18 protein-coding genes and 1 pseudogene are annotated in these 20425 nt (G+C 59.1%); 11 read left to right on the top strand and 8 right to left on the bottom strand.

The genetic code is table 11. The annotated features are described in order from the left end of the window. Positions 1 to 323 precede the first annotated feature (323 nt). Positions 324 to 1499, bottom strand: a complete 1176-nt coding sequence (locus QYQ93_RS15740; RefSeq protein ID WP_338474990.1) for an IS481 family transposase — start codon at positions 1497 to 1499, stop codon at positions 324 to 326. 87 nt (positions 1500 to 1586) lie between these two features. Here QYQ93_RS15740 and QYQ93_RS15745 point away from each other — a divergent pair. Then, positions 1587 to 1862: pseudogene (locus QYQ93_RS15745) on the top strand (fe2+ zn2+ uptake regulation protein); the annotation flags it as partial. Between the two features lies 1 nt (position 1863). Here QYQ93_RS15745 and QYQ93_RS15750 read toward each other — a convergent pair. The 6 genes from QYQ93_RS15750 to QYQ93_RS15775 all read right to left on the bottom strand — a co-directional run bounded on the left by QYQ93_RS15750 (position 1864) and on the right by QYQ93_RS15775 (position 6591). Then, positions 1864 to 2058, bottom strand: coding sequence for a hypothetical protein (locus QYQ93_RS15750; RefSeq protein WP_043047691.1), 195 nt, complete (start codon positions 2056 to 2058; stop codon positions 1864 to 1866). A gap of 117 nt (positions 2059 to 2175) precedes the next feature. Next, the gene (locus QYQ93_RS15755; RefSeq protein ID WP_043047692.1) at positions 2176 to 2946 is read right to left on the bottom strand and encodes an ABC transporter permease; all 771 of its coding nucleotides are present in this window, start codon (positions 2944 to 2946) and stop codon (positions 2176 to 2178) included. Beyond that, positions 2943 to 4142, bottom strand: coding sequence for an ABC transporter substrate-binding protein (locus QYQ93_RS15760; RefSeq protein WP_338474991.1), 1200 nt, complete (start codon positions 4140 to 4142; stop codon positions 2943 to 2945). Before QYQ93_RS15760 ends, QYQ93_RS15755 begins: the two co-directional genes overlap by 4 nt. Continuing rightward, the gene (locus QYQ93_RS15765; protein ID WP_043047694.1) at positions 4129 to 4932 is read right to left on the bottom strand and encodes an ABC transporter ATP-binding protein; all 804 of its coding nucleotides are present in this window, start codon (positions 4930 to 4932) and stop codon (positions 4129 to 4131) included. The genes QYQ93_RS15760 and QYQ93_RS15765 overlap by 14 nt, the downstream gene beginning before the upstream one ends. Beyond that, on the bottom strand, positions 4929 to 5990 hold the full coding sequence (locus QYQ93_RS15770) for an acyl-CoA dehydrogenase family protein (protein ID WP_338474992.1): 1062 nt from the start codon (positions 5988 to 5990) through the stop codon (positions 4929 to 4931). The genes QYQ93_RS15765 and QYQ93_RS15770 overlap by 4 nt, the downstream gene beginning before the upstream one ends. A gap of 40 nt (positions 5991 to 6030) precedes the next feature. Continuing rightward, entirely contained in the window at positions 6031 to 6591 is a 561-nt protein-coding gene (locus QYQ93_RS15775) for a carboxymuconolactone decarboxylase family protein (RefSeq protein WP_043047696.1), read from the bottom strand. Positions 6592 to 6694: 103 nt separating this feature from the next. On the opposite strand from QYQ93_RS15775, the gene QYQ93_RS15780 reads away from it, so the two are divergent. After that, on the top strand, positions 6695 to 7600 hold the full coding sequence (locus QYQ93_RS15780; protein WP_043047697.1) for an AraC family transcriptional regulator: 906 nt from the start codon (positions 6695 to 6697) through the stop codon (positions 7598 to 7600). Positions 7601 to 7699: 99 nt separating this feature from the next. Here QYQ93_RS15780 and QYQ93_RS15785 read toward each other — a convergent pair whose 3' ends face one another. Continuing rightward, positions 7700 to 9283 (bottom strand): M91 family zinc metallopeptidase, encoded by a 1584-nt coding sequence (locus QYQ93_RS15785; RefSeq protein WP_338474993.1) that lies wholly within the window; start codon positions 9281 to 9283, stop codon positions 7700 to 7702. A gap of 196 nt (positions 9284 to 9479) precedes the next feature. Between QYQ93_RS15785 and QYQ93_RS15790 the strand changes: the two genes are divergently transcribed. From QYQ93_RS15790 to glgA, 9 genes are all read left to right on the top strand, one after another. Then, a complete protein-coding gene (locus QYQ93_RS15790; protein WP_338474994.1) occupies positions 9480 to 11027 on the top strand; it encodes a M91 family zinc metallopeptidase in 1548 nt (515 codons plus the stop codon). A gap of 80 nt (positions 11028 to 11107) precedes the next feature. Further along, positions 11108 to 12634: a M91 family zinc metallopeptidase gene (locus QYQ93_RS15795; RefSeq protein ID WP_338474995.1), complete on the top strand. Its 1527-nt coding sequence runs from the start codon at positions 11108 to 11110 to the stop codon at positions 12632 to 12634. A 170-nt stretch (positions 12635 to 12804) separates the two neighbouring features. Continuing rightward, positions 12805 to 14799 carry a methyl-accepting chemotaxis protein gene (locus QYQ93_RS15800; RefSeq protein ID WP_043047698.1) on the top strand — a complete coding sequence of 665 codons (1995 nt, stop codon included), beginning with the start codon at positions 12805 to 12807 and terminating at the stop codon, positions 14797 to 14799. A gap of 90 nt (positions 14800 to 14889) precedes the next feature. After that, complete coding sequence (locus QYQ93_RS15805; protein ID WP_043047699.1) at positions 14890 to 15348, top strand: SRPBCC family protein; 459 nt, start codon at positions 14890 to 14892, stop codon at positions 15346 to 15348. Positions 15349 to 15432: 84 nt separating this feature from the next. Next, positions 15433 to 15879: a DUF411 domain-containing protein gene (locus QYQ93_RS15810; protein WP_338474996.1), complete on the top strand. Its 447-nt coding sequence runs from the start codon at positions 15433 to 15435 to the stop codon at positions 15877 to 15879. Positions 15880 to 15882: 3 nt separating this feature from the next. Next, positions 15883 to 16326 (top strand): YqaA family protein, encoded by a 444-nt coding sequence (locus QYQ93_RS15815; RefSeq protein WP_338474997.1) that lies wholly within the window; start codon positions 15883 to 15885, stop codon positions 16324 to 16326. 45 nt (positions 16327 to 16371) lie between these two features. After that, positions 16372 to 17373 (top strand): alpha/beta hydrolase, encoded by a 1002-nt coding sequence (locus tag QYQ93_RS15820; RefSeq protein WP_338474998.1) that lies wholly within the window; start codon positions 16372 to 16374, stop codon positions 17371 to 17373. Between the two features lie 25 nt (positions 17374 to 17398). Further along, positions 17399 to 18352 carry a D-2-hydroxyacid dehydrogenase family protein gene (locus QYQ93_RS15825; RefSeq protein ID WP_043047725.1) on the top strand — a complete coding sequence of 318 codons (954 nt, stop codon included), beginning with the start codon at positions 17399 to 17401 and terminating at the stop codon, positions 18350 to 18352. A gap of 498 nt (positions 18353 to 18850) precedes the next feature. After that, the gene (gene glgA / locus QYQ93_RS15830; RefSeq protein WP_338474999.1) at positions 18851 to 20407 is read left to right on the top strand and encodes a glycogen synthase GlgA; all 1557 of its coding nucleotides are present in this window, start codon (positions 18851 to 18853) and stop codon (positions 20405 to 20407) included. Positions 20408 to 20425: the final 18 nt, after the last annotated feature.

Genomic DNA, 20425 nt, shown 5'->3' on the forward strand with positions numbered 1-20425 from the left:
AATAGCCAGGATGAATTTAGTCGGCAGAGACGATTATCAGTGGTGGTCGAGGTGTGTCCAATCCGATACCGACAAATTTTCTACATCCATCGTTTCATGATTTGCGCCCCTCGTTCGTCTTATTACTTAAGAGCGTCATCTTTTTCTGATCCGGCTCTGAAAAGGAGTTTATGCATGTATAACCCGCAAGTGCCCACGGATGGACATTCACCGACTGCCGATTCCAACTTCGGCAGTAGCACACAAGCGTTCGGCAAGCTGCCCGAACAGCAGGGCAACCAGCGCATGTACGGGACAACCACATGGGTTACAAAAAAGTATCTCTACATAGGTGACACTTTTATCGAAACGTACCCGTTCTTTGCCTCTCTAGCATAGACCCGGCCTAGGATCACCGGACCGAAGATCACCTCCCATATATCCTCACCAATCATCTCCATTCCAATGGTCTGATGCTTAAGCACATTAGCGATGTAAATCCGCAGACCTGATCGATTGATAATTCCATTGCTGTCAGCCAGGTAACACTCTATGTGACTTGGATAACTCATTTCGGGTAGCTTTTCTGGGTAAGCCCGGGTCGAGGGCGAATAGCAGGAAGCAGGCGTTTTTTGATCAAGCGCCTCGTGCCCTCGCTCGTAATTGTAGTGCTGCATAAAACGGTTAAAGTGTTTCTGCTGAGCCTCCCAAGGAATCGCTGGCGGTTGTGGCAGGGTGCTTTTCAGCGTTCGGTGCATGCGTTCGTGACGCCCATTCTGATCTGGTCTGCCGGGTTCAATTCGCTCAGGAATAATCCCTAACCGCAGCCACCAGATCGACAGCTGCGATAAGCCGGCCTGGCCCGTACTAGCAAATGGCACGCCGTTGTCTGTCCTGATGCGTTCCGGTAAACCGTACTCGCGAAAAACCCGTTCAAAGGTCTGTTGAGTTTCCTTAAGGTTAGTGCTGGGCATGCTCTGACAGGCCAGTAGGAAACGGCTGGCGTGATCCATGATCGTCAGCGGATAGCACCACACCCCCGCGCCTGTCAGAAACTGGCCTTTATAGTCAGCGCTGAAAAGCTGATTGGGCGTTTCCGCCTTGCTCAAGGGTTTGGGGTAGACCGCTACACGCCGCCGAATGCGTTGGGGCGTAATCAGGTCAGCAGCTTTGAGGATGTTGTAGATGGTCGTTTTTGACGGTGGATCCTGATCCGGAAAACGCTTGAGCAAGTCATTCTGGATTTTCTTCGGTCCTGGAGTCGTTTCTCCGATAGAGCGAAGCTCAATGATTGCCTGCCTGACGGCGACGGGCACTACATAGCTCTGATTGTGTCGACAACGACTGCGCTCCTCAAGCCCGCCTGGCCCCTCAGATTCGTATCGTTCGACCCATTTGTAGCCAGTCTTTCGACTGATTTCATAGTCGCTGCACAGTTTACTAAAGGTGTGTTTGCCCTCCAGATAGGAGGCTATGAACATCACTTTAAGATCCATTGGTTTCAGCTCTTTCCAGGGCACGGTCAGATCCTCTCGAAGTCAACCGTGCTAGTTAATAACTGTTACCTATGTGCGTGAACTGATTTGTAACCCATGTGGGTGAGTCATACCCGCATTCGCCATTTGCTCAAGTGTTTCGGTTTGCGCACCAGCCTGATTCGGCTGAAGGTCATCGACGCCCTCCTCACCGCTGCCGACAACCAGCGCAGCCTTGGGGTGCGGGGTGTGCACAGCCATTTGCTGGAGCTGGGCATTCCGTTGTCGTTTCTCAGTGTGCGTGAGGTGCTCAAGCGTCTGTGCAGCGAGGGCGTGATCACGTTGAATGCAGACAAGAGCTACAGCCTCCATGAAGAGGCTGCCAAAGTGCTCGAGGGTCGGGCCTGACTCAGAAGTTGGGCTTGACCTTGCGGCGCATGATGCCGTTGATCACCACGACCACCACGGCAATCGCAATGGCCAGGTACTGGAAGGTTTTTTCGCTGATCACCCCGATATTTTGCAGGTAGGACAGGCCAAACATCGACGCCAGCACTACCAGGGAAATCAGGATCGAATATTTCAAGCGTTGCTTTTGGGTCATGACGGATTCCTGGACCTTGGATATGTAACAAGATTACTCCCCCGTAGGCGGGAGCAAGCTCGATCCTACAGGGAGGGTTATGTTACAGCCGATGATTCGCTTTGGCTCGCCTGGCGTTCAACTCGCGTGCACCCATCGCTGATGCAGCCATCGCGCAAACGCATCCAGGGCAAACCCCAGCAACCCGATCAACACCACCATCGCCATCAATTCAGAGTAGGCCAGGCGGTCGCGGGTATCGAGGATGTAATACCCAAGCCCTGCACTGACCCCAAGCATTTCGCATGGCACCAGTACGATCCACAAGATGCCAATCGCCAGGCGCACGCCAGTCAGCACATGCCCGACCACGCCCGGAATGATGACCCGGCGCAGCGTTTCCCAACGTGTGGCACTCAAGCTTTTACTCAACTGCAACCAGCGCGGGTCCAGCTGACGCACGCCCGCGGCAGTGTTGAGCATGATCGGCCATACGGCAGCGAAGGCCAGCAGGAAGTAGATGGGCTGGTCCCCTACCCCCATCAGCATCACCACGATAGGCATCCATGACAGTGGCGAGATCATCCGCAGAAACTGGAAGGCCGGTGTAGTCGCCGCCTCCAGGTTACGCGAACTGCCTACGAGCAGCCCCAAGGGTACGCCCACCAACAGCGCCAGGAACAACCCTACAACGATACGCTTGAGGCTCACCGCGATATGCAGATACAACTCGCTGCGCCCAAGCAACTCCCATAGGCTGCTGGCGGTGGACGCCAGGGAAAAGCGCGCCGACAGACCGTCGGCATCGCCAAACACCCTCACCCCCAGCCACCACAACACCAACAAGCCCGCCAAGCCACTGATACCGAGCAACCAACCTGGCCACGCGCCGGTTTTGCCGTTGTTCAAACGCCAATCTCCTCGTGCCGCTCATAACCGTCGGGCAAGCCGAACGTCTTCATGCCGCCCACTGCTTCGATCGCATGACGGACGAAACGGTCGTCCACCAGATCCTTGGCAACGAAGGCCGGATCGAGGTCGGCGAGAAATTTCTTGTCGCCTTCGATCAGGGTGTCTTTCAGGCGCTTGACCAGTTCCTCGGTATAGCTGGGGAACGGGTAAGGCTGGAAGTCGATGCGGTGTTCGTCCCAATTGGCGTGCTGGATCGCACCGTCCGCGAGGTAGCCAGCGCGGTCACTGGCAGCCGGGGCCAGGACTTTGCTCAACACCGGTTCGGCATGGGGTGTGTAACGGTTCGCGCCGTCCTTGGACAACAACTTCACCGCTTCTTCGCGGTTGTCCCGTGTCCACACCTGGGCCTTGACGATGGCGTTCACTACCTTCTGCGACCATTCCGGGCGGTTGGTGAGGTCATGCTCGTGCATGAACACCACGCAGCACGCGTGGTTGCGCCATACATCGCCGGTAAAGCGCTGCACGCGACCGACCTTCAGGTTTTCCGCCAGGGCATTGAACGGCTCGGCGACGATATAGCCGTCGATGCGCTTGCTGGCCAGCGCTGGCGGCATGTCCGAGGGCGACAATACGATCAGGTTGACTTCATTGGCGGCAATCGCGCTGCCGGTTCCACGGCTGACCGGCGTGAGGCCGTTGTCGCGGAACAGTTGCTGCACCACCACGTTATGGATCGAATACCAGAACGGAATCGCCACCGACTTGCCGCCCAATTGCTTCACATCGGTGATACCTGGCGATACGGTCAAGCCCGAACCGCCGACATGGTTCCAAGCCACGACCTTGGCCGGCACCTTACTGCCGTAGCGCGCCCACACGGTCATCGGCGACAGCAGGTGAATCACGTTGACCTGGCCCGAAATAAACGCCTCGATCACCTGGGCCCAACTGCGCAGCAGTACCGGGCGTTCAGCCTTGATGCCTTCGGCTTCGAACAGGCCATTATTGTGCGCAACCAGCAGCGGCGTGGCGTCGGTGATCGGCAGGTAACCGATGCGTACTGGCGCGTCAGGCTCATTGGCGGCACGGGCCTGCAGGCTGCTCAGCAGCGGCAACGCGCCGGCGGCACTGAGCACGGCAGACAGTTTGAGAAAGTCACGGCGCGAGTGGGTCAAGTCATCCAGACACATGGCTAAGCTCCTGTTGTTCCAAGGGGTTGGGTTGAGTGCGGCTCGCCTGCCGTAAGGTTTTAAGAATATCGATACGCAGTGCGCCGATGGCCTCGACCTGTTCATCTCGCGGTTGCGGCAGGTCAATATGCCATTCGCCAAGGGTCCGCGCCGGGCGGTCTCCCAGGAGCACAATGCGGTCGGACAGCAGCAGTGCCTCATCGATATCGTGGGTGATCAATACCGCCGCCGAACCTTGTTCGCGATTGACCTTGAGCAACAGGTGCTGCATATCGGCGCGGGTCACTTCATCCAGCGCACCGAAGGGCTCGTCGAGAAGCAACACCTGGGGCTGGCGCGCCAGGCAGCGCGCCAGCGCCGTACGCTGAGCCATGCCGCCGGACAGCTGCGCAGGGAACTGTTGCCGCGCATGTTCCAGGCCAACGGCGGCAATCGCATGGTCGACGCGGTGGCGCCGCTCTTCCGAGGTCAGGTGCGGCTGGCGGGCGAAATCCAGGCCGAACGCCACATTCTTTTCCAGGTTCAACCATGGCAACAGGCTCGGGTCTTGAAACGCAACCGCCACCCTGGGATGGGGACCGCGCAGTGGCTCGCCCAAGACCTGCACACTGCCAGCCTGGGCCACTTGCAAACCGGCAAGCACGCGCAACAGGCTGGATTTTCCCACGCCGCTGGGACCGAGGATCGATACCACTTCGCCCGGCTGCAGCTGCAAGTCGAAGCCTTGCAGCACCGGCCCGCTGGCATACCCCAGGCAAACTCCCTGGGCCGTCATGACCGCCTGGCTCATAGATGACCCTGGCGATGCAACTCGGTACGCAGTTGCACCAGGCTTGGCGTCACAATCGGCACGAACGCCGATTCGCGCCAGCGCCGGGCAAAGCCGCTGCCATGGGCGGTCAGGTAAGCCTTGCCACCGCTGGCTTGCAGCTCAAGCTGCACGGCGCCGGCGACGGTTTCGGCCAGGGCGATACGCAGCTTGAACAAGGGCACCGGATCGGCGGCGAAGCGCCCGGCCATCAGGCCAGTCTTGAGCTCGGTGACCAGGTGATCCAGCGTCACGCGCAACGCTTCCAACTCTTCGCGCAATACCGTGCGACTGGCACCCAAGTGGTGGGCCACCTCAGCCAGCGAACGTCGGGCCAGGCCAATCGACATGCCGCACTGCAAACCCAGGAACGCCGGGCGCACCGCTGGCAGGAACTTGCGCGCATCTTCATGCAGCAACCAGTCGCGGCTCAACTCCACGCCTTCCAGGCCAAGCGCAGCGGTATTGCTTGATTGCAGCCCGAGCAGCTCCAGGTCGCGGGAACGCTGCAAGCCTGCCACCGAATCCGGGATTGCCAGGATAAACGGCGTGCCGCCTCCCGCATGCTCAATGGCCGCTGCCGCGACAAACCCGTTCTTGCGCAGGTTAGTCACCCAATGCAAGCGACCATTGAGCGTCCACCCATGCTCGTTGGGCTCGGCGCTGATCTGCAACGCCTCGATGCCCGATATGAACTTCATTGCATTCGACAGCCCGGTTGCCCCGGCCAACTTGCCACTGAGCAGGTCCGGCATCAGTTGCTCGCGCAACCGTTCATTCGGGCTCTGCAACAAATACTCGATAAACGAGCGCTGGCCCCAGCATACAAACGCAGCCGCCAGGGAATGACTGGCAACATTGGCAATGGCCTCGACCGCACCTGCCACATCACCGCCCAGGCCACCCAGTTGGGTGGGCACGCCGATTTTCAGAATATTGGCCTCTGCCAGGCGTGGCAGCACTTCCTGTGGATCGCAACTGCCCACGTCCAGGGCCTGCGCTTGAACATCGAGCCAACGGCTCAAGATTGGGTCAAGCATTCATGTATCTCCTTATTACAGCAGGTGGACCAAGGCCGCTTCAGCTTGCCGGTTTTTCCCAACGGTATTGCGCCAGTTCCGGGTTCAGCGGGGTGCGGGCAAACACGTTGGCGAAGTTGCACAGGGTTGCCAGACTAACGCCCAAGATGACTTCCAGCGCGTGGCCATCGGTGTAGCCCGCAGCGCGGAACGCCTCAAAGCCGGCATCACTGACATCACCACGAGTGGCGATCACTTCCCGGGTAAAAGCGGCGAGTGTCTCATAGCGAGCGTCCGGTAGCTCACCGCGCCGGCGCAACGCCTCGATCACGTCTTCAGGCAGCTTGGCTTTGTTGCGCGCCACGGCGGTGTGACCGGCCACGCAGAAATCGCAGCCATGGCTGGTGGCGGCAATCAGCTGCACCACTTCACGGTCGGCCAGGCTCAGTTCTGCCTTGGCGTTCAAGCCGGAGACGGTGATATAGGTCTCAAGCGCAGCCGGTGCGTTGGCCAGGACGCCCAGCAGATTCGGAATAAAACCCGAGCCTTTCAGCGCGTTTTCAAGGAAGGGTCTGGCCGCTTCCGGGGCGGTTTCGGGGGTTAGTAACGGTACGCGGGACATGGCGTGGTCTCCTGGTGGGATCTAATGCCCCAGTCTGTTGGTTCTAAAAAAATCGCTCAATAGGCTAAAGTAGCGATTACTTGCTCTTGAGTCTTTCCATTAGATGAATTCGTCCAATGTTCTTGTCGACTGGTTATTAGATAGCCTCGAACTCAACACCAGTCTGTTTCACGTGGGTCGCTATTGTGGCGACTGGCACGCAAGCACTCACGGCCTGGCCCAGGCGAGCTTCCATTTGATCGTGCAGGGTGAATGCTGGCTGCACATCGATGGCGATCCAACGCCTCAGCACTTGAATAATGGTGACGCGGTGTTTCTGTTGCGCGACTTTGCTTATCGACTGTCCGGGGAAGCCACGGCAGCCGGCGCCCAGGAGTGCCCGCGCCGTCCGATGCAGGCCCTGGACAGCAACGCCACCGACGGTGTGGGATTAGTCTGCGGCTTCTTTCATTTCCAATCCGGCCTGTCGACGCTGATTGTCGATACCCTGCCCACCTGGATTATCCTGCGGGCGGGCGACCCGTCGCTTACCGCCGCACGCAACCTGTTCGAGCTGATCCTGCAAGAATGTGCCCGGGCACCTGCGCCCTCCTCTGCGTTGCTTGAACGCCTGTGTCATCTGCTGTTTCTGTATGTGCTGCGTCAGCAAGTGATCGATAACACCGGCCTCGGCGGCTTGGCAGCGCTGGGCCGTGCGCCTGCGTTTGCACACCTGCTGGAACAGTTGATCGCGCGGCCGGGTGAGCCCTGGAGCCTGGAAAGCATGGCGGCCTGCACCGGGTTGTCACGCTCGGCGTTCTTCAAGCGCTTCAATGAACTGTGCGGGCAGTCACCCGGCCAAGTGCTGTTAATGATCCGTATGCGCCATGCCTGCCAATTGCTCAAGGCCGACCAAACCGTAGCCGAAGCCTCCCTGGCGGTGGGGTATCAGTCGGTGGCCGCGTTTACCCGCGCCTTTCATAAAGTCACCGGGCAACAGCCGGGCGCTTATCGCAGGGCGCAGGTCTAGCCGCCCATCGGCATGGGCCTGCTGTGACAAGCGCAACTGCGCGTAAAGAGGTGAATCATTCACCTCTTTACGCGCATATCAATGAGCCTGGAACGGTGTTTACAGGAGGAATGTCTTACGCTCGGGAAGCCCCATCTCCCGGCGCATGCCATTTTCCGTAACGTGTTCAGGGTTGATAGTCGTGGGAGGTGTAGAGGGGTCGCCATCGAGGTCTTGAGGCACGGCACTGTTACGTAACCCGACGGCTTGAAGCTCCCTGTTGGGGACAGGCTTCGAGCGTTCAGGGCTGTATGCCGAGCGCTCCTGGGTATTGCCCGGCAGGCCTGTTCCTGTCGCACCGTTGTAGGCGTGTCCGACTTCATGAACGAACGTAATAAGCGGAGGAAACACAAACTGCCCGTTCGGAGAGGCTATGGTCATTCGATCAAGGGTCAGTTGCCCCGCATCTGCGCGTACCCCCGGTTTGTTATCAATGATCGTGCCCAGTAGTGGGTCATCGTCACGTATTCCTTGGAGGGGAGTTCCTTTTTCCAGGTGTGCTTCAATTCGTGCATCCTTTGCGTCCTTCAGTTTGGCACTGCCATATATGTAAGCGCTCCCGCGCCCCATGTCCTCCTTTATGGTGACCTTGGCGCCATTCTCTTTGCCTGCCTTATCCATGTCCGCCAGCATTTTCTGGCCCACGGGAGAGTTCTGCAACAGTTCAAAGTTGTCGGCCATCCACTGTTTGAATTCGGGCGAGCCCTCAACCTCGAAGCCTTCATTACCGGCGGTGCTGGGTGTTATTTCGGTAAATTTCGAGCCGCGATAGGGGTCGTATACATCGCCGGACTTGGCATAAATGAGGTCATTTTGGTTGTTATTCCTTATCCGGTCCTGGCCTCGGCCAGAATAGAACGTGGTTCGATCATGCCCCACCATTTCGTCGTTTCCTTTACCTCCATGCAGGACCGTATGCCCGTTGCCAGCGTACAGCTGGTCATTGCCGCTGCCGCCATCCAGGTAACTCTGTTTATCCTTTGTACCCGCACCTGCATAGAGACGATCATTGCCGTTATTGCCGTACATAACCGCGTCGCCGGAGCCGCCAATGATCACGTCATCGCCATCGTTGCCTTCTGCATAGCCAAAGTTTGAGCCAAGCTGGAGTACGTCGTTGCCGGCGCCACCTATCAATTTCGTCCTGCCGCCGCCTGCAACCAGTGTGTCGTTTCCAGTGCCGCCATCGAGGGTGACTGGGTTCGTCACCTCAGGGCTGACGGTCACCTGATCATTGCCACCCATTGTCTTGATATTCAACTCCAGAGGGTGTCCGTTTTTATCCTTGTCGTCGAATGTAAATGTTCGGCCATTGATGGTAATGCCCAGTTGCCCATCCGGATGTTTACCCACATGAATCGAATCCGCTGCATTCCCGGTTTCTACCATCAGCGTGACACTTTTTAATTCCGGTGGGCTGGCAAACATGTCCCATTTGGCCTGGTGTTTGATATCGACATAACCATCGCGAAACGCAGACTGACTTTTAGTTTGAATGCCGAGGGTACTTGGGTCGAACGAGCGTGGGGGGGCGGCGTAGATTGAGTCCTGGGAAGCGGATCGCGCTGTATCGTTCGTGCGAGTACCGTGTGTAGGGAAAGGTGGGCTTTGCGGATTTACTAGGTTGGGTCCAACACCGATCATGATTGCTTGTTCCGCTGTCTGTTAAATTGGTACTGATTGTGTGACACCAACGCAGGGGTGGGTTCCAACTTTTCAGGGACATATACAGAATTACCCTCTGTACAGCCCATTGGAACCATTACCCTGCCCACGTCACTCAATGGGACCCTGACAGGTAGTCAGGTTTTCGTAACGCGCAACCATGGAGGACGCGCACATGCTATTTCCCCTGGCGTATCTCGCCACAACCTACTCAGACGCCCGATCCAGTGCGCCCGCCAGCCACTCTGCCCCATCGTTCTATGACCCGCCACCGGATCTGGAACCTGACGTGTATAACCACCGGCTGCTCACACTGCACAGCGAGGGTGAGGTCAAGATCTCGCGGCTGCTCGTATGGGACCCGAGCTCCGATGTACCCACAATCAAGCGTAACTACCTCATGGTGGAGACTGGCGCCAGTCCCGATCACATCCACGTAGGCAGCTGGCCTGGCGACAGGCTGCGAATACTCATCAACGACAAGGCCTACTTCTTTTCGGTAACGCCACCCCAGGGGCCTGAGCAAAGTCTGCTGATCGCGACCAAAGGCGGCCGTGACTCGGTGATCATCGATGACGACGTCAAACTGCGGGCGACGGTAGAAGGTGGTGATGACGACGACTACCTGCAAGCAGGCGGTGGCAGGACCAGCCTCTACGGCGGCAAGGGCCGGGATGTCATGCGGCTGGGCAGCGGCCTTGGCTATGCAGAGGGCAACGACGATGACGACATGCTGATCGGCGGCAGCGGCAATGCCGCGATGTACGGTAACAACGGCAAGGACCTGCTCATTGGCGGTTTCGGCCCCGAAGGCAAACAGACCTACATGGACGGTGGAAACGACGACGATGCACTGCTCTCAGGTAGCGGGCGAACGGTGGTCCACGGTGGCAATGGCGATGATGTTTTCATGGGTGCTGGTCGCACGACCTACTACACCGGCAAGGGCCAGGACAGCATTCGGAATAACCGGCACGGGGATCGAATCTATGGCAACGCCGGTGATGACTTCGACCGCACCAGCGGTTCGACATTCATCGAGGTCAAGCCCAGCGACGCCGGCATGCGAGGTTTCACGCTGTTGGAGTCAGTCGAATCAACCGAGCAGGAAAATGAAGATTTCAGACAGCGAGTGGCAGACGACCTGGAATTCCTGCGCAGCTCACCTATCGGTCAGCAGGCACTCACTGAAATGGATGCACTTGCGGCGCTTAATCACGGCAAAGTCAGCATTGCCCCGATCAGCCAGGACGGTTCCCATTACGAATTCGACAGTACTGAACTGGATAACCCGACAGAGCAGCAAGCGCAAAACCTTGACGGTGCGGCCTTTGGAGAAATGAAAAATGGCGTTGGCGGTTCGCGCGCCAATCGCGGGGTGATCTATTACGACCAGGCACAGATCACGGAAAACAGTCAACACACCCACCTGCTGCCGCCCATTAGCGTGCTGTTCCACGAGCTTGCCCACGCCTACAACGGCGCCACCGGGACGTTCCTGCCAGGCGAGACCTTGGAAGCTTCACGATCGGGTGGAACAAACCCGGTGAATAACTTCGAACGCCAGGCCGTGGGCTTGACCGACGACAATCCCAGGCATTTCACCGAGAACGGCTTGTATGAAGAAAAATGGGCACCCCTTCAAGGCCTAATTACCATAAGGACAGCATCGGTATGTAAGGCCTTCGATGCGGGTATTGCACGCAGCAACCGGGGGGCTTGATTGCCCCCCGGCCCCTTCACACAATGGCGCCCCTGAGGCGCATTCAGACTTTCTCCCTGAGTCAACGAGAGGATGACCTCATGCTGTTCCCCCTGACTTACCTTGCTACAGTTTACAGCCCTGCGGCGCCATCCAAACCCTCCCCCTTTGACCCCCCACCGGATCTGACGCCCGGCACCATCGATCGAAGAACCCACCTGCTCCATGCCGACGGTGATACGCAAATCAGCAGGATCATTGAGTGGGATTCATCGCCCCCCAACGACCCACAGATCGTGGGTAACTGGCTGTATATAGAAACCGGTGATCACGCGGACCATATTCATGTGCGCAGCTATCGCGGCGACAAGTTGCAGATTCTCATCAATGGCAAGGCGTACCTGTTTGAGACACAAGAAGGGGGTCATCGACAAGCCCTGTGGATAGAGACCAGAGGCGGCAATGATTCAGTGGTCGTCGACGATGACGTCAAGCTGACACTTGACGTTGAAGGTGGCGATGGAGACGACGACATCCAGGCCGGCGGCGGCAGGAGCAGGCTCTATGGAGGTAAAGGCAAGGACTTGTTGCGGCTGGGCAGCGGCCTCGGCTATGCCGCGGGCAACGAAGACGATGACACCCTTATAGGTGGAAGCGGCAATAGCGTGTTGTATGGCAATCAGGGCAAGGATGCCCTTCACGCCGGACTCGGCCCCTCGACCAAGCAGAGCTACCTCGATGGTGGCGATGATGAGGATCGGCTTTTCGCAGGCAGCGGGCATAACGTGTTACATGGCGGCAACGGTGATGACCATTTGGTCGGATATGACCGTACGAGCTTCTACACCGGCAAAGGCAATGACGCTATCTGGAATAACCGGCCCGAGGACCGCATCTATGCCGGCGCCACTGATTATTTCGATCGTTCCCAAGGTTCGGTGTTTACCCAGGTGAATCCAAGCAACGCGGGGGACCGGGGTTTCACTGTGCAGGACGGTACCCATGGTTTCAAGCAGCAGGTTGCCGACGACTTCGAGTTTCTTCGCAGTTCACCCATAGGCCAGCAAGCCCTCGACAAGATGGATGAACTGGCGGTCCGCAATGGTGGCACCGTCAGCGTCGAACAGGGCGGTGGCAGCGAGACTGCCTACCTGTTTGGCAGCACCGAACTGGACAACATGGCCCCCCAAGTTCGCGCCACGATTGACGACACCAGGCTGGGCGTGATCAAGGATGGCGTTCCCGGCTCCCGCGCCGATCGGGCGCGGCTTTTCTACGCCCATCCGTCTATTCTGGAAAGTGCCGACCGCACCAATACGATGGTCCCCGTCACTGGCCTCTTCCATGAGATTGCCCATGCCTACAATGGCGCAACCGGTACCTTCCTGGCAGGTGAAAGTATCGAACAGTTGGAGTCGGGAGCGTGGAACCTTGTCAGCAATGACGAGCTTCAAGCCATAGGGCGCCGCAGCCGTGCAACCCCCTACGATTTCGACAACGACCCCTCAACGCCTCCAGACACAATCAATCCCAAGCCATTCACTGAAAACGAGTTGAACGAAGAGATGGGTAAGCCGTTGAGAAAGTCATACAACTTTGACCTGAGCGACCAGGGCAACGGCGCCTGAGGTGCCCGGCCCTCAAGAGTGCGCGCAGGGCGATCGCTGACGCCACGCGCCTGCGTCAGCACTCCTTCCTTTTTACGCTGGTGCCTAAAGCTCCTCCTTGCCAAGCCGATAGCTCGACGAAGCTCTAACAAAGCCGCGTCGACAATAACGCTTCGTAAGGACGACCTCCCATGCCCCCACTGCGCTCCATCCAAGCCCGCTACACCCTGTTCCTGGTGCTATTCGTCCTGGTGTTATTCGTATTGACCGTCGTGGGTATCGGCCAGTTGGTCGCGCCCAAGCTGCAGCACACCGAAGAACAGGTGGTGCTCAATCGAGTGGCCGAAGTGGCCGAACAGATCCAGGGCGAACTGAACAAGGTCCAGGCCCAGCAACGCAGCATCACCCAGACCATCCCCCTGCTCGACAGCGATGCCATCGACAAGGTCTTGCCTGGCCTGGTGGATCAATACGGCGAGCTGAAAGTATTTGGCGGCGGCATCTGGCCGTTGCCCAATCAGCGGACACCGGGGCGCAACAAGCACAGTACCTTCTGGCACCGCGATGCCTCGGGCAAACTGGCGGTCAACACCTTCTGGAACAGCGACCCCGCCCCCAACTATTACGACCAGAGCTGGTACAAGGGCGGCCTCGCCTCCCCACGCGGCCAATGTGCCTGGGCTGCCGCCTACAAGGACGATGCCAGCCAGGAGCCGCGCACCAACTGCGCCATGGCGATCCAGCGTGACGGCGCGGCCTATGGCGTGGCCACCATCGACGTGACCCTGGGTTTCTTCAATGAGCTGGTGGCCAGCAAGGAAAAAGACATCGGCGGGCAAATGCTGATCGTCGAGGCCGATGGCAAGATCATCAGCAACAGCACGCGCTTGAGTAGCCCTGTGGTGTTGAAGAACATCAGCGAACTGGCCGGCACCTCGGCCTTCGCCGCGCAGGTCAGCAAAGCCCTGGCCCATCGCGACCAGGGGTCGCAACGCAGTGAATTCGACAACCAGGGCGTGGCCAGCACCTTCTACATGCGTGCCATCGAGGGCACGCCGTGGTTCCTCGCCACCGCCCTGCCCACCTCACTGATTACCGCCCAGCGCAATGATGTGCTCGGCAGCCTGGCCTTGGTGCAGATCCCTATGGTGTTGCTGCTGGTGCTGCTGGCCGCCTATGCCATCCGCCAACTGGTGCAGCGCATGAAAACGCTGAAAACCAATATTGACGCCCTCTCTACCGGCGACGCCGACCTGACGCGACGCATCACCATCCGGGCCGAAGACGAGTTGGGCGCTATCGGCCACTCGGTGAACCGCTTTATCGTCTACCTGCAAAACATGATCGGCGAAGTGACCCAAGCCACCGGCGCCATGTCTTCCGGGCTTGAGCAGTTGCAACGAACATCAGCCCATACCAACCAGATCCTGGTCAGGCATGCCTCGGAAACCGACCAGACCGTCACCGCCATCACCGAAATGAGCTCCACCGCCGACACCGTGGCGCAAAACGCCGCCGAGACCGCCTCGTTCACCCAGCGGGCAAACGAACATGCCGACCGCTCCCGGGTGGTGGTGGGTGAAGCCTCCACCAGCGTCAGCGCGTTGATCGGTGAAGTAGCCAGCGCAACCCACACCGTGGAAAACATGCGCCAGGACGCCGCACGCATCACTGAAACCCTCGGCGTAATCGGCGCCATTGCCGGCCAGACCAACCTGCTGGCGCTAAACGCCGCGATTGAAGCAGCACGTGCCGGCGAGCAAGGCCGCGGCTTTGCCGTGGTAGCCGACGAAGTGCGCGCACTGGCGGCCCGCACCCAGGCCAGTACCTCGCAGATCAACGAGATGCTGGCACGCCTGACCACCGGCGTCAGTTCCTCGGTCGCCGCCATGGAAAACACCCAGGCCAGTTGCCAATCAGCAGCGGATGCCACGGCGCGGGTCAACACCGGCCTGGATGAGATGGCCGGTTCAGTCAGTCATATCAACAACCTCAGCACCCAGATCGCTACGGCCGCCGAGCAGCAAAGCGCGGTGACCGAAGAAATCAATCGCAGCATGGTGCAGATCCGCCACATGGTCGAAGAGCTGGTGGAAAGCGGGCATGCCACGCAAACCAATACTCAGAGCCTGCTGGAGGCCAATGGCCGGGTGATCAGTTTGATGGGTCGCTTCAAAGTGCGTTGATCAGCGGTCTGAATACTCCCGTGCAAAGCGCGGGAGTCGGACTATCCTGACAACTCCCAGTGTTATAACCCGCCACACAGGAGGTGTGTCATGCACGTGACTGAGCATCCGATCCGCTTGGAGCAGATCAGTCAGGAACGCTTCATCCAGGCCCCTATCAAGACAGTCTACGACTACGTCACCCAGCCTGATCGCTGGCACGAATGGCACCCCACCTCCCTCAGCGCCGACACCGGCACCCGCGGTTCACTGCCGGTGGGTACGCGGTTTACTGAAATCATTGACCTGCTGGGCATACGCGTGGCCATGAGCTACCGCGTGCAAATAGCTCGCTGCCCCAATGAATTCCGTACTGCGTTCACGTCCCTGGCTGTCGACGGCGCTATCCATTATTTCCTGCACGTTCAGCGTGGCGGCACGCTATTCAAGCGTGTACTGACTTATGAGACCGAATTGCAACTGGCGGCCCTTCACGAAAGCATGATCGAGCTGTCCGCCCTTGCGCTGGACCGGCTCAAGCAGCGGCTGGAAACCTCCGGCTCCGTATAATTTAGAAACACTACAGCAGCGCCCCACTGCAAAAAGCAGGGAGAATGCGCGGTTTATTGCCGCATTTTCAGCGAGACCCCCAGGATGAAAAACCCACTGCGATTGGCCCTGCTCTGCGCGCTGTTCAGCACTACCCTGGCCCAGGCCGCCGACCTGATTCCCATCGACGTGCACCGCGACGCCAATTGCGGTTGCTGCAAAAAGTGGATCAGCCACCTCGAAGGCAACGGCTTCAAGGTCAACGATCACGTTGAAGCAGACATGAGCGCAGTGAAGCAGCGCCTGGGAGTGGCTCCACGCCTCGGCTCGTGCCACACCGCGGTGATCGACGGCAAGTTCGTCGAAGGCCATGTGCCCGCCGAGCAGGTACTGGCCTTGCGCAAGCGTGACGACCTGCTGGGGCTCGCGGCACCCGGCATGCCTTTGGGTTCACCAGGCATGGAAGTAGAAGGCCGTAGCGAGCCCTATCAAGTCATCGGCCTGACCCATGACGGCAAAGATGTGGTGGTGGCCGAGTATCCGGCTCACTGACCGGTGCTGATGGGTTACCTGGGGCTGTTCGCCGCGGCATTCGGCGCCGCGACGTTACTGCCCTTGCAATCGGAAGCGGTGCTGGTCGGCCTGCTGCTCAGCGGGCATTACCATCTGTGGCTACTGCTGGGCATCGCCACCCTGGGCAACGTATTGGGGTCGGTGGTCAATTGGCTGCTGGGGCGTTCGGTGGAGCGCTTCAAGGAGCGGCGCTGGTTTCCGATCAGCGCCAAGCAACTGGAAAAAGCACGTGGACATTACGCGCGCTGGGGGCATTGGACGTTGCTGCTCAGTTGGGTGCCGATCATTGGTGATCCGCTGACGCTGGTTGCCGGGGTGATGCGTGAGCCATTGTGGCGTTTCCTGCTGCTGGTAACCCTGGCCAAAGGCATGCGTTATGGCGTGCTCGCAGCGCTGACCCTGCAGTGGGTGTTAATCCCCAGTTAATCTCGTCCAAAGAGCATCCGGTCATCTCTCTCGGAGCTGGAACCCATGCCTTTTATCCGTGCGTTGTGCGTCGCTGGCCTGTTGTCAGGCACTGCCGCTCCCGTGTTCGCCGCCACCTATGGCCCCGAGCTGCAAGGGTTTCAATACCCATATCCGCTGGAGTATTTCACCTTCCAGTCCCAAGGCAAATCCCTGCAAATGGGCTACATGGATATCCCCGCCAAAGGCACAGCCAACGGCCGCAGCGTGGTGCTGATGCACGGCAAGAACTTCTGCGGTGCCACCTGGGAAGGTTCGATCAAGGCCCTGAGCGACGCTGGTTACCGCGTGATCGCGCCGGACCAGATCGGCTTCTGCACTTCCAGCAAACCCGACCACTACCAGTACAGTTTCCAGCAACTGGCGGCCAACACCCACCAATTGCTGGAAAAACTCGGCATCCAGAAGGCCACGGTGATCGGTCACTCCACCGGCGGCATGCTCGCCACCCGTTATGCGCTGATGTACCCCAGCCAAACCGAGCAGCTTGGGCTGGTGAATCCTATTGGTCTGGAAGACTGGAAAGCCCTGGGCGTGCCCTACCAGAGCGTCGACCAGTGGTATCAGCGTGAGTTGAAGATGAGCGCCGACGGCGTGCGCAAATATGAGCGCGACACCTATTACGTCGGGCGCTGGAAACCCGAATACGAGCGTTGGGTGGATATGCTCGTCGGCCTGAACAAAGGCCCTGGGCATACCCAGGTCGCATGGAACTCGGCGCTGATTTACGACATGATCTTCACCCAGCCGGTCTACTACGAGTTCAAGAACTTGCAGGTGCCCACCCTGCTGCTGATCGGTACCAGCGACACCACCGCCATTGGCAAAGATGTAGCGCCACCGGAGGTCAAGGCCAGGATTGGCAATTACCAGGCGCTGGGCAAGCAGGTGGCCAAGTTGATTCCCCGCGCTACCCTGGTGGAATTCCCGGGCCTGGGCCATGCGCCACAGATGGAAGAGCCGGAGCAGTTTCATAAAGCGCTGTTGCAGGGTTTGAAAACCCTTTGATCCAACCTTTGCGAGGCACGCGTAAATGTCGGTACAGATTGCAGTGATGGATGATTGGCAGAATGTAGCCAGGGGTGTGGTGGACTGGTCGGTGCTGGACGCCGTGGGCCAGGTGCACTTTCTCCATGATTACCCCGCCGACACCGCCACAATGGTCGAGCGTCTGCAGGGCTTCGAGGTGATTTGCGTGATGCGCGAACGCTCAACCTTCGACAAGGCGCTGCTGCAAGGCCTGCCGTCGCTCAAATTGCTGGTGACCGGCGGCATGCGCAATGCCGCTATCGACATTCCCGCCGCCAAGGCCCTGGGTATCCAGGTGTGCGGCACCGACAGCTACAAACACGCAGCACCGGAACTGACTTGGGCTTTGATCATGGCTTGCACGCGCAATCTGCTTGCCGAAGCCAACTCGCTACGCGCAGGCGGCTGGCAGGTCGGCCTGGGCGGCGACCTGCACGGCAAGACCTTGGCAATTCTCGGCTTGGGCAGTATCGGCCAAAAGGTCGCCCGCTTCGGCCAGGTGTTCGGCATGCGGGTGATTGCCTGGAGTGAGAACCTCACGCCGCAGCGGGCGGCAGAATCGGGGGTGACCTGGGTCAGCAAGCGCGAGCTGTTCGAGCAAGCCGATATCCTGACCATCCACTTGGTACTCAGTGAACGTAGTCGCGGGTTGGTGGATGCCCAGGCACTGGGCTGGATGAAGCCGACGGCGCGCCTGGTCAACACCGCACGCGGGCCGATTGTGGACGAGCAGGCCCTGGTACAGGCACTGAGCAGTGGCCGCCTGGCTGGGGCGGCGCTGGACGTGTACGCCGAGGAACCGCTGCCGGCTGACCATCCGTTGCGCAGCTTGCCCAATGTACTGGCGACGCCCCATATCGGGTATGTGAGCGAGCAAAATTACCGGCAGTTCTACCAGCAGATGATCGAAGATATCCAGGCCTGGGCCAACGGTACGCCCGTTCGTAGTCTTGGTTGACGCACCAAATCAGTGCGAGCGCCGTGCTTGGCCTGCCCCCTGTAGACGCTAGCTTGCTCGCGAAAGCGGTCAATGATAGCGCGCGACATTCAAGGTATGCGCGGCGCTCTTGAGTGTTTCGCGAGCAAGCTCGCTCCTACAGAGAATGGAGGCTAATCGCCAGCAGCTTAAGCTTAAAAGATTTTTGTCCTACAAAATCCCGCTGAAAACCCTACAGGCGCTGGGATCTGTCCTAGACTGATGACCGATGGGTCCGTTCCAAAACAAAAACCCCGCAAAAAATCGAAACTTTCGAACTCCGCCGCAGGTCCAGTTTTAGGTAAGGACGAGCACGCGCAATTCACGCCCAATGCCCGTCCATCCAATCTTTTTAAGCCTAAGCCGCAACTGGCATACGCCTTGCCAGTTAGTACAGCGCTTGTGTGCCTGGCCGCAGGACGCGGTCAATCGGAGCTGATGGCAGCGGGCCATTAGCCGACCAACAGATGGGAGTGCATTATGATCAGTGCCGCAGTAGATACTCAGGGAGAGCGTTTTAGTCAGCCGGCAGGGGGGCCTAAGTCTTTGGCCGACCTGCCCAACACTGTGCGGCCGATCGTGAGTCAGAACCCGAATCGAAAGAAAGTGTTGTTCGTCACCTCCGAATTCGCCGACCTGGTGAAAACCGGTGGCCTGGGCGACGTGTCCGCCGCACTGCCCCGCGCCATGGCCCACCTGCACGATGTGCGGGTGCTGATCCCCGGTTACCCGCAGGTGATGGAAAGCGACAACCCGATACACATCGTCGGCGAGTTGGGTGGTCACGCTGCATTGCCGCCGTGCAAGATCGGGCGCATGGACCTCAAGGATGGCCTGGTCATCTATGTGCTCATCTGCCCTGAACTGTACGAGCGCGAGGGCACGCCCTACGGGGCAAACAACGGCCGTGACTGGCCGGACAACCATATTCGCTTCGCCCGCCTGGGCCTGGCCGCCGCCGACATGGCCGCCAACTTGGCGCAAATCCACTGGTGCCCGGACCTGGTGCACGCCCACGACTGGCCGGCTGGCCTGGCCCCGGCTTATATGCACTGGCGTGGGTCACGCACGCCGACGCTGTTCACCATTCATAACCTGGCCTACCAGGGCGTGGTGAGCCTGGCGTCGACGCCCGAGCTGGGCATTCCCCCCCATGCCCTGCAACAGGAAGGCATGGAGTTCTACGGCAAGATGTCGTTTCTCAAGGCCGGCATGGCGTATTCCAGCCATATCACCACCGTGAGCGCCACCTACGCCCAGGAAATCACCACACCCGAATTCGGCTGCGGCCTGGATGGGTTCCTCGCCAGCAAGACCCAGCAAGGCTTGCTCAGCGGCATTCCCAACGGGATTGACGAAAGCTGGGAAACCTCCACCGACACGCACCTGACCCACAATTTCAATATTGGCGACTGGGAAGGCAAAGCCATCAACGCCGCCCATGTGCGCGAATTGTTTGGGCTGCAGCCATCCAGCGGCCCGCTGTTCGCCGTGGTATCGCGCCTGGTCTACCAGAAAGGCCTGGACCTGACCGAAGCAGTCGCCAGTTTCATTGTTGAGAACGGCGGCCAGATCGCGATCATCGGCCGTGGCGAGCCGGAAGAAGAACAGGCCATGCGTGAACTGGCACTGCGTTTCCCTGGCCAGGTGGGCGTGCGCATCGGCTTCAACGAAACCGATGCCCGCCGCATGTTCGCCGGCAGCGACTTCCTGCTGATGCCGTCACGGTATGAGCCGTGCGGCCTGAGCCAGATGTATGCACAGCGCTTCGGCTCGTTGCCGGTGGCGCGTAACACCGGCGGCCTTGCAGACACCATTGAGGATGGCGTCACCGGCTTTCTGTTCAATGAGTCCACTGTGGACAGCTACAGGGAAGCCCTGAGCCGCGCCTTCAAGGTCTTTGCCCTGCCTGGCCTGCTTAACGCCATGCGCAGCTGCGCCATGACCCAACCCTTCAACTGGTGCCAGGCGGTAGAACCCTACGCTGAGCTCTACGAACAACTGGTGGCCAAGGCCCTGGGGAAATCGACTAAATAATCATTGGGAGGGCTTCAT

This window comes from Pseudomonas khavaziana, assembly GCF_036704165.1.
GTDB lineage: Bacteria > Pseudomonadota > Gammaproteobacteria > Pseudomonadales > Pseudomonadaceae > Aquipseudomonas > Aquipseudomonas khavaziana.